The following is an 8,022-nucleotide window of genomic DNA, read 5'->3' as shown; positions in this document are numbered from 1 at the left end:
CAGCTCACCCCCCTCATCCAGGCGTCGATCATGATGATGACGGGCGAACTGCCCGACTCTCCGGCAATCAACTTCATGATCAACGCGGGAGATGGGCGGGGCCGGGCGCTGGCGGGACGAGGGCTGGCGGGATGTGCGGGCGAAGAGGGCGTCAGGAGGGGGTGCTCAGGGCTGCTCTGATGTGTGCGATCGCGGCTGCCTCGGCCGGCGAGACTCCCCCGTCCGCGCGCGCGACCCGGTCCGCGGCGGCAAGCACCACGTCCTGATACACCGCGACCTCGTCGGGTGACTTCGCGCGCAACACGTCGATTCCGCGACGCAGGGCGGGCAGCACCACCGACTCGATCGCCGCGGGCGATTCCTGGGGCAGCCGGGGCAACGGCCCGGTGGTGAGCGCCGTTCTCACCACCCCGCTGGTCGCACCCAGCACACCGGAGGCCGCGAAGCTCTCCCGGATCATCGCGAAGATGCCCGGATCGGCGTTCGACACCAGATAGACGGCACCGAAAGCGCCCGTCTTGAGGACCGACAACTCCTCGTCCGTCAGCCGCTGCTCCATCATCACGGAGTGTAGACGTACGGGGTCGTGGTGGTGACCGGCACGAAGCCGAGTCGCTGCAGGATCGGCCGGCTGTTCTCCGAGGCGTCCACCTGGAGCAACGTCTTCCCACGCTGCGCGGCCAGCCGGGCCCGGTACGTGACCAGCCCCCGGTAGATGCCCTGGCGTCGCCACCGAGGCAGCGTCGAACCGCCCCAGAGTCCGGCGAAGCCGGTGTTCGCCACGTAACGAACCCATCCGGCGCTGACCACGACGCCGTCGGCCTCCGCCACCACGACCGTGATCGACTGCGGGTCGGCGGCGATCTCCTTCGCCAAGCCGGTGACGAGGTGGCTCCGGTCCGAGCCCCAGACCTCCTCCTCCATCCCGGCGATCCGCTCCAGGTCCTCTCGGCTGGTAACCTCGCGCAGGCGTACCCCTTCGGGCAGAACCGGGACGGCCGCCGCCAGCGGCGCGACCGGCCCGACCAGGACGGTCTCCCGGTCCTCGGGCACGAAACCGGCGGCCCGCAGCCGTTCGGCGAGGTCGGCCGGCTCGTCGTGTCCGTTGAGCTTCCACTCGACGCCCTCCCCACGCCGCCGGAAGAACTCGACCTGGCGGGCGATCAACGCGTCCAGTTCCACGCCGGCGAGCCCGTCCAGGGTGCGGTACGTGAGGAAACCCCGCTGGTCCAGGCCGAGGATCCGCACCAGGGGTCCGTCCCGCTCGACGGTCACCCCGGCGGGCACCGGATCGGGGATCTCCGGACGGAGTTGGGCGTCGTAGGCGGCGCGCAGCGTGCTGGCGTCAAGATCGGTCATCCGTCCAGGCTATGCCGGACGTAAAGCGGATAATCGGCACCGTGCGCGAGGTGATCAGGCGGTGGTTCGACCCGTCCGAGGTCAAGCGGGTGGGCACCACCCCCGACTACCGCTTCTCCCTGGCCAACGAACGGACGTTCCTGGCCTGGCTGCGGACCGGGCTGGCGTTGATCGCCGGCGGGCTGGCCGCCGCCCAGTTTCTGCCGCCGCTGCCGCTGCGGCACCTGCGGGAGGCGATCGCCGTCGCGTTGCTGCTGCTCGGCGCCACCGTCGCGATTCGCGCGGTGAACCACTGGACGCGTACGGAGCGGGCCATCCGGCTCGGCGAGGAACTGCCTGTGTCCCGTTTCCCGGCCGTACTGGCCCTGCTCGTGGCGCTCGGGGCGCTGCTACTGCTGGGCGCGGTGCTGGTGAAGGGTCTCGGCGGCCGATGACCCGGGATCCGGGGCGGCAACCCGAGCGCACCCGCCTGGCGTGGCGGCGGACCGGCCTGACCATGACCGTGGTGGCCGGGCTGGCGCTCCGGCTGGCCCTGACCGGCGGAGTCACCGGGGCGGTGCTGGCCGCAGCCGTGGTGCTGCTCTGGGCCGGTGCGCTGGTGGCGCTCTGGGGACGGGCCGCCGGCCGGGGGCCGCTGGGCGTGGACACCCGCAGTCTGCCGTCGGTCGCGCTGGCTACCGCCGGGGTGGCGCTGCTGTCCGTACCCCTGGTGCTGCGCGGCGTGTGGTGAACCCGCCGGCGTGGGTCATCATGGGGACATGGTCCGGCTGTCCATCCTGCTCTTCCTGGCGACGACCGTGCTCGCGGTCTGCGCGCTGATCAGTTGCCTCTCCGCCGAGGAGGATCAGGTACGGCGGCTGCCCCGCGTCGTCTGGGTGCCGCTCATCCTCTTCGTGCCGCTGGTCGGGTCGATCGCCTGGTTCCTCGCCGGGCGACCGGTCGCGGCGGGGCCGGGTGGCCGCGACCGGCACCCACCGCTGGCCCCCGACGACGACGCCGAGTTCCTCCGGTCCATCGCCGAGCGGTCCCGTCGCGACGACGCGGAACTGTTCCGCCGGTGGGAGGAGGATCTCCGCCGCCGCGAGGACGACCTGCGCCGCCGCGAGCACGACGACGACGCGCCCCGCCGCGAGGACGGCCCGCCCCGCGAGGGCGACCGCCCGGAGGTCTGACGCCGGGACCGGTCCGCCGCGTCACGCCGACGCAGTGCCGGGTGAGAGACGCCATGTCGGGGAGGGCCTGTGGCGGCTGGACCGGGGGAGGCGGACAGCCGAACGGCACCGACCGGCAGGCGAGCCGCCGGTCGGTGCCGTTCGGGTCACACCCGTCGCCGGAGCGCCCGCACGGCGAGCGGGGCGAAGACGGCGGCCAGGCCGACCGCCCAGAGCAGGGTCTGTGCCACCGGGCCGGCGACCGGACCGGTGACCAACAGGCCACGCAGGGCGTCCGCGACGATGGTGACCGGGTTGATCTCCACCCAGTGCTGGAGCCAGCCGGGCATCCGCTCGGTGGGCACGAAGATGTTGCTGGTGAAGGTGAGCGGGAAGATCACCATGAAGCCGAAGATCTGCACCTTCTCCGGCTCGTTGACCAGCACCCCGACCAGCACCGAGATCCACGACGCGGCGAGGGTGAAGGCCAGCAGCAGCGCGAAGGCGGCGAGCACACCGAGCAGGCCGTTGCCGACCCGGAACCCGAGGATCATGCCCACCGCCAGCAGCAGGGCGATCGACCATGCCTGCTTGACCGTGTCGGCGAGGATCCGCCCGGCCAGCGGCGCCCACCGGGCGATCGGCAGGGCCCGCAACCGGTCGAAGACGCCCCTGGTCAGATCCTGGTTGAGGCCGAACCCGGTGGTCATCGTGGCGAACAGGGCGTTCTGCACCATGATGCCGGGGAGCATGAAGCGCAGGTAGTCGCCGGACGAGCCGGCGATCGCGGTGCCGAAGACGTACGTGAAGAGCAGCACGAACATGACCGGCTGGATGCTCAGATCGAGCAGTTCCATCGGGTTGTGCTTGATCTGCACCAGGCTTCGCCAGGACAGGGTGGCGGTGTGGCGCAGCCCGGCGACGACGCCCAGGCGGCGAGCCGGAGCCGGCAGGGTGGCGGGGGTCGCGGTGGCGGCGGTCATGCCAGGCTCTCTTCCATGGCGTCGGTGTCGGCGTCCTGCTCGGCCCGGTGCCCGGTGAGGGAGAGGAAGACCTCGTCCAGACTGGCGCCGCGCAGCGCCAGCTCGGCCACTGGAACGCCGGCGGCGTCGAGCCGGCGGACCACCGTGGGCAGCACATCCGGGTCGTTGACCGGGACGGTGACCGTGGTCTGGACGACCTCGGGAGTGGCCCGCGCCACCTCACCGGCGACCGCCAGCACCGTCGGCAGGTCGGCCGGGTCGGTCGGGCGGACGGTGAGCACCTGGCCGCCGGTCTTCGCCTTCAGCTCCTCCGGCGTGCCCTGGGCGATCACCCGACCGTGGTCGACCACCGCGATCTCGCTGGCGAGTTGGTCGGCTTCCTCGAGGTACTGCGTGGTCAGCAGCACCGTCACGCCGTCGGCGACCAGGGTGCGGACGATGTCCCACAGCTCGTTGCGGCTGCGTGGGTCCAGCCCCGTGGTCGGCTCGTCGAGGAAGAGCACCTGCGGCCGGCCGACCAGGCTGGCTGCCAGGTCGAGGCGGCGGCGCATCCCGCCGGAAAAGGTCTTCGCCGCCCGGCCGGCGGCGTCGGTGAGCTGGAAGTCGGCGAGCAGTTCGGCGGCACGGGCCCGGGCCTGTGCCCGGCTCAGCCCGAGCAGCCGGCCGATGAGCAGCAGGTTCTCGGTGCCGGTGAGGGCCTCGTCGACCGAGGCGTACTGGCCGGTGAGGCCGATCAGCTGTCGCACCCGGTGCGGGTCGCGGCGCACGTCGTAGCCGCCGACGGTGGCGTGCCCCTCATCGGCGGCGAGCAGGGTGGCGAGCACCCGCACCGTCGTGGTCTTGCCGGCGCCGTTCGGCCCGAGCAGGCCGAAGACCGTCCCGGTGGGGACTGCCAGATCGACTCCGGCCAGGGCGGTGGTCTCGCCGAACCGGCGCACCAACCCTTCGGCACGGATCGCGTAGGTCATGCGGAAACTCCCGTCATCGCTGGTCGGTCTCCCACCCTGCCCGACGGGTGTGACACTTTGTCGGGCACGAAGCCGACCCTACGACGACGGGCGCCGAGGTTCCGCTGATTTACGATCACCGGCCGGACCGGCCGCCGGCCGTGGGACGGCCGGCGCGGCCGAGCGGCTCAGGCCAGGTTCGACGAGCGGGGGTACGCGTCGGCCGGGTCGGTGAGCACGTTGACCAGGTACGGCACCCCGGCGTCGAAGGCGCGCGCCAGGGCCGGACCGAGGTCGGCGGCCTTGGCCACCGTCTCCCCCGCGCCGCCGAGCGCCTCGACCACCCGGTCGTAGCGCAGTTCCGGCTGGAGGTCGGCGACGACGTCGTAGCCGTACATGGCCCGCATCGGGTGCTTCTCCAGACCCCAGATGCCGTTGTTGCCCACCACGATGACCACCGGGAGCTTCTGCCGCACCAGGGACTCGACGTCCATCAGCGAGAACCCCGCGGCACCGTCGCCCATCAGCACGCAGATCTGCCGGTCCGGGTGGGTGACCCGGGCACCCATCGCGTAGCCCATGCCGGTGCCGAGGCAGCCGTACGGGCCGGGGTCGAGCCAGGTGCCGGGCTGTGCCGGCTCCAGGTACTTCCCGGCGTACGAGACGAAGTCGCCGCCATCACCGATGGTGATCGCGTCCGCCGCGAGGACCCGGCGGAGCTCACCGTAGATCCGGGCCGGCCGGATCGGGTCGGTCTCGGCGGTCATCTCCTCGGCGTCGCGGGCCTTCGCGGCGTCCTCGGCGACCCGGAGTTGGGCGATCCAGTCGTCGTGGTCGGCCCGGTCGCCGGTGTGCTCGGCGAAGGCGGTGAGGATGAGCCGCAGGTCGCCGGCGGGGCTGGCGGCCGGCTGGACGTGCCCGGCGCGCTGACCGGGGGCGTCGACGACGTGCACCACGGCGGCGTCGCCGAAGTCGCCGAAGCTCAGCCGGAAATCGAGCGGGGTGCCGACGACCACGACGACGTCGGCGCCCTTGAGGGCGACCCGGCGGGCCTTGGCGAAGGCGAGCGGGTGCTGCGGCGGCAGCGCGCCGCGGCCCATGCCGTTGGTGAAGACGGGCACCCGCAACGCCTCGGCGGCCGCCCGCAGGGCGGCGACCGCGTCACCGGCGTACACGTCGGAACCGGCGATGATCACCGGGCGCCGCGCGTCGGCGACCAGGCGGGCGGCCTTCGCGACCTCGTCCGGGTCGGCCTCGATCGGGGCGACCGGGGTGACCTCGGGCAGCTCGGCGTCGCCGACGGAGAAGACGGCCTCCAGGGGAAAGTCGAGGAAGGCGGGACCGCGGTGCGGGGTGAGTGCGGCGGTCAGCGCGGCGTGGACCGCACGTGGGATGTCGTCGGCGCTGAACACCGTCTCGGCGTGCTTGGTCACCGGGGCGACCAGCGGAAGGTGGTCCAGCTCCTGCAGGCTGCCGGAGCCCCAGCGGAACTGCGGCGCCCGCCCGCCCAGCACCAGTACGGGCGAGGCGTTGAAGTAGGCGCTGGTCAGCCCGGAGACGCCGTTGGTGACGCCGGGACCGGCGGTGAGCACGGCCAGGCCGGGGCGGCGCTGGAGTTTGGCCACCGCCTCGGCGGCGAAGACCGCCGACTGCTCGTGCCGGACGTCGTAGAGCGGGAAGCCGGTGCGGTGCGCGGCGTCGTAGAGCGGGAAGACGTGGCCGCCGGAGAGGGTGAACATCTCCCGTACGCCGTGCGCGCGCAGCGCGGCCAGCGCCAGCTCTCCGCCGTGCCCCTCGACCCGTTCCGTCATCACCGCTCCCTCGTCGCCTGCCGGTTGTCACACGCTACTGGCCGGTACGGGGAATGTGAACCGCCCCTGGTCGGGCCGGCGAGCGGGCGCCGGCCCGAGGGCGGATCAGCGGCCGGTGAAGTCCGGCTTGCGCTTCTCGACGAACGCGGCCATGCCCTCGCGCCGGTCGTCGGTGGCGAACAGCGCCGCGAAGAGCTGGCTCTCCCAGGCCAGGCCGGAGTTGAGGTCCATGTCCAGCCCACCGTCGACGGCCAGCTTGGCGGCGCGTAGCGCCTGCACCGGGCCGGTCAGGAACGGGGTGACCAGCTCGACCGCCGCGGCACGGACCTCGGCCGCCGGGACCACCCGGTCGGCCAGGCCGATTCGCAGCGCCTCTGCCGCGTCGACCATCCGGCCGGTCATGATCAGATCCTTCGCCCGGGCCGGGCCGACCAGGCGGGCCAACCGCTGGGTGCCGCCCGCGCCGGGGATGATGCCGAGTCGGATCTCCGGCTGGCCGAGCTTGGCGTCCTCGGCCACGATCCGCCAGTCGCAGGCCAGGGCCAGCTCGCAGCCGCCACCAAGGGCGTACCCGGTGATCGCCGCGACCACCGGCTTGGGTATCCGGGCGATCGCGCCGAGGGCGCTGGACAGATCGGCGGCGCGCGCGGCCATGTCCACGTAGGACATGTCGGCCATCTCCTTGATGTCCGCGCCGGCGGCGAAGACCTTCTCTCCGCCGTACACGATCACCGCGCGGACGTCGGGGTCGACGGTGGCCGCCGCCGCGGCGGCGCGCAACTCCTCCTGCACCTGCGTGTTGAGGGCGTTCATCGGCGGCCGCTCCAGCCGGATGGTGCCGATGCCGTCCAGGGTCTCCAGCCGCACGAACTCGCTCACGCTGCCCTCACTTCCTCGTCGAAGTCGCGTGCCAACCTTACGGCCGGGGTCGTTGGGTACGTAGTCTCAGGTCAGCCCCCGCACCGGGAGTCGAAACATGATCACCTACTACGACGACAGGTCGGTGCAGGTCACCTCCACCGCCATCCGGATCGAGGGACGGGCCTACCCGGTGGCCGAAATCGGCATGCTCTGGCACCGGCGGGGCAGCCGGTCCTGGCGGGTGCTGGCCGGCCGGGGCGCGATCGGCGCGGCGCTGGCCGGGCCGCTGGTCGCCGCCGCGCTCGGCATCGCGCTCGCGGTCTGGCTGCGCCGTTCCCCCACCGTCACGCTCGCCATCGTGGGCACCTCGGTGCTGGTCGGGCTCGCCGTCGGCCCGATCGCCGACCTCCTCTTCGAGTTCCTGGACCGGTCGTACGCGCGGGGCAGCCGGCAACTGGAGATGTGGGCGCGCTGGCGCGGCCAGCCGGTGCTGCTGCTGCGCACCGGGGACGCGCTGCGCTTCGGGCAGATCTACCGGGCGGCGCAACGGGCCATGGAGAACCGCCCACCGGATCCGAGAGGGCACGCACCGGCGTCCGCCGCGGCGGCCCGACCACCGGCGCCGCACAGAGGGATCGGCTCGTCGGGCAGCAGTCCCAGCCCGCGCGGTAGGCCGTAGGTGTCCTGCTCGCTCCAGAACGCAACTCACGCCGCCCGCAGTGGCCGGGCCTGGACGGCGACGGCGGACGACGGGCTGTCACCGAGGGCAGGCTGGTGGCTGGTGGCTGGTGGCTGGTCGGAAGCTACCAACCTGATCGCGCAGGTGGATCGCCTGACCGAACCGCCGCGGGGATCGCACCGGCCGCCGACGGATGCCTGCCGGTGACGCTCGCCCCGCCCCCACCCCCAC

11 protein-coding genes are annotated in these 8,022 nt (G+C 72.9%); 5 read left to right on the top strand and 6 right to left on the bottom strand.

What is annotated here, in order from left to right; translation table 11 throughout:
• Positions 1-180 (top strand): hypothetical protein (locus E1166_RS31640; RefSeq protein ID WP_207914578.1); only part of this gene is annotated, 180 nt, incomplete at its 5' end.
• Here the strand turns inward: E1166_RS31640 and E1166_RS27645 are convergent.
• Positions 152-559: a hypothetical protein gene (locus tag E1166_RS27645; RefSeq protein WP_132271043.1), complete on the bottom strand. Its 408-nt coding sequence runs from the start codon at positions 557-559 to the stop codon at positions 152-154. The genes E1166_RS31640 and E1166_RS27645 overlap by 29 nt on opposite strands.
• Positions 560-561: 2 nt before the next feature.
• A complete protein-coding gene (locus E1166_RS27640; RefSeq protein ID WP_132342841.1) occupies positions 562-1,359 on the bottom strand; it encodes a GNAT family N-acetyltransferase in 798 nt (265 codons plus the stop codon).
• Between the two features lie 41 nt (positions 1,360-1,400).
• Between E1166_RS27640 and E1166_RS27635 the strand changes: the two genes are divergently transcribed.
• From E1166_RS27635 to E1166_RS27625, 3 genes are read left to right on the top strand one after another with little or no spacing between them, the layout of a single operon-like run.
• Positions 1,401-1,793: a DUF202 domain-containing protein gene (locus tag E1166_RS27635; protein WP_132342840.1), complete on the top strand. Its 393-nt coding sequence runs from the start codon at positions 1,401-1,403 to the stop codon at positions 1,791-1,793.
• Positions 1,790-2,089, top strand: a complete 300-nt coding sequence (locus tag E1166_RS27630; protein ID WP_132342839.1) for a DUF202 domain-containing protein — start codon at positions 1,790-1,792, stop codon at positions 2,087-2,089. Before E1166_RS27635 ends, E1166_RS27630 begins: the two co-directional genes overlap by 4 nt.
• A 28-nt stretch (positions 2,090-2,117) precedes the next feature.
• A complete protein-coding gene (locus E1166_RS27625; RefSeq protein WP_132271048.1) occupies positions 2,118-2,531 on the top strand; it encodes a PLD nuclease N-terminal domain-containing protein in 414 nt (137 codons plus the stop codon).
• Positions 2,532-2,677: 146 nt separating this feature from the next.
• On the opposite strand, the gene E1166_RS27620 is transcribed toward E1166_RS27625, so the two are convergent.
• The 4 genes from E1166_RS27620 to E1166_RS27605 all read right to left on the bottom strand — a co-directional run bounded on the left by E1166_RS27620 (position 2,678) and on the right by E1166_RS27605 (position 7,130).
• Complete coding sequence (locus E1166_RS27620) at positions 2,678-3,493, bottom strand: ABC transporter permease (RefSeq protein WP_132342838.1); 816 nt, start codon at positions 3,491-3,493, stop codon at positions 2,678-2,680.
• Positions 3,490-4,461, bottom strand: coding sequence for an ATP-binding cassette domain-containing protein (locus tag E1166_RS27615; protein WP_132270974.1), 972 nt, complete (start codon positions 4,459-4,461; stop codon positions 3,490-3,492). Before E1166_RS27615 ends, E1166_RS27620 begins: the two co-directional genes overlap by 4 nt.
• A gap of 167 nt (positions 4,462-4,628) precedes the next feature.
• A complete protein-coding gene (locus E1166_RS27610) occupies positions 4,629-6,251 on the bottom strand; it encodes an acetolactate synthase (protein WP_132342837.1) in 1,623 nt (540 codons plus the stop codon).
• Between the two features lie 105 nt (positions 6,252-6,356).
• Positions 6,357-7,130 carry an enoyl-CoA hydratase-related protein gene (locus E1166_RS27605; protein ID WP_132342836.1) on the bottom strand — a complete coding sequence of 258 codons (774 nt, stop codon included), beginning with the start codon at positions 7,128-7,130 and terminating at the stop codon, positions 6,357-6,359.
• 97 nt (positions 7,131-7,227) lie between these two features.
• On the opposite strand from E1166_RS27605, the gene E1166_RS27600 reads away from it, so the two are divergent.
• On the top strand, positions 7,228-7,791 hold the full coding sequence (locus E1166_RS27600) for a DUF6232 family protein (RefSeq protein ID WP_132342835.1): 564 nt from the start codon (positions 7,228-7,230) through the stop codon (positions 7,789-7,791).
• Positions 7,792-8,022: the final 231 nt, after the last annotated feature.

Origin of the sequence: Micromonospora sp. KC213 (assembly GCF_004348325.1) — a bacterium.
Classification (GTDB): domain Bacteria; phylum Actinomycetota; class Actinomycetes; order Mycobacteriales; family Micromonosporaceae; genus Micromonospora.
The sequence above is the reverse complement of the archived record's forward strand: the minus strand, read 5'-3'. Positions and strand labels throughout refer to the sequence as shown.

Bases quoted from the DNA above. Each gene is read 5' to 3' on its own strand.
- E1166_RS27630 (WP_132342839.1), top strand. From the start codon at position 1,790: ATGACCCGGGATCCGGGGCGGCAACCCGAGCGCACCCGCCTGGCGTGG.
- E1166_RS27640 (WP_132342841.1), bottom strand. From the start codon at position 1,359: ATGACCGATCTTGACGCCAGCACGCTGCGCGCCGCCTACGACGCCCAA.
- E1166_RS27625 (WP_132271048.1), top strand. From the start codon at position 2,118: ATGGTCCGGCTGTCCATCCTGCTCTTCCTGGCGACGACCGTGCTCGCG.
- E1166_RS27615 (WP_132270974.1), bottom strand. From the start codon at position 4,461: ATGACCTACGCGATCCGTGCCGAAGGGTTGGTGCGCCGGTTCGGCGAG.
- E1166_RS27610 (WP_132342837.1), bottom strand. From the start codon at position 6,251: ATGACGGAACGGGTCGAGGGGCACGGCGGAGAGCTGGCGCTGGCCGCG.
- E1166_RS27600 (WP_132342835.1), top strand. From the start codon at position 7,228: ATGATCACCTACTACGACGACAGGTCGGTGCAGGTCACCTCCACCGCC.
- E1166_RS27645 (WP_132271043.1), bottom strand. From the start codon at position 559: ATGGAGCAGCGGCTGACGGACGAGGAGTTGTCGGTCCTCAAGACGGGC.
- E1166_RS27620 (WP_132342838.1), bottom strand. From the start codon at position 3,493: ATGACCGCCGCCACCGCGACCCCCGCCACCCTGCCGGCTCCGGCTCGC.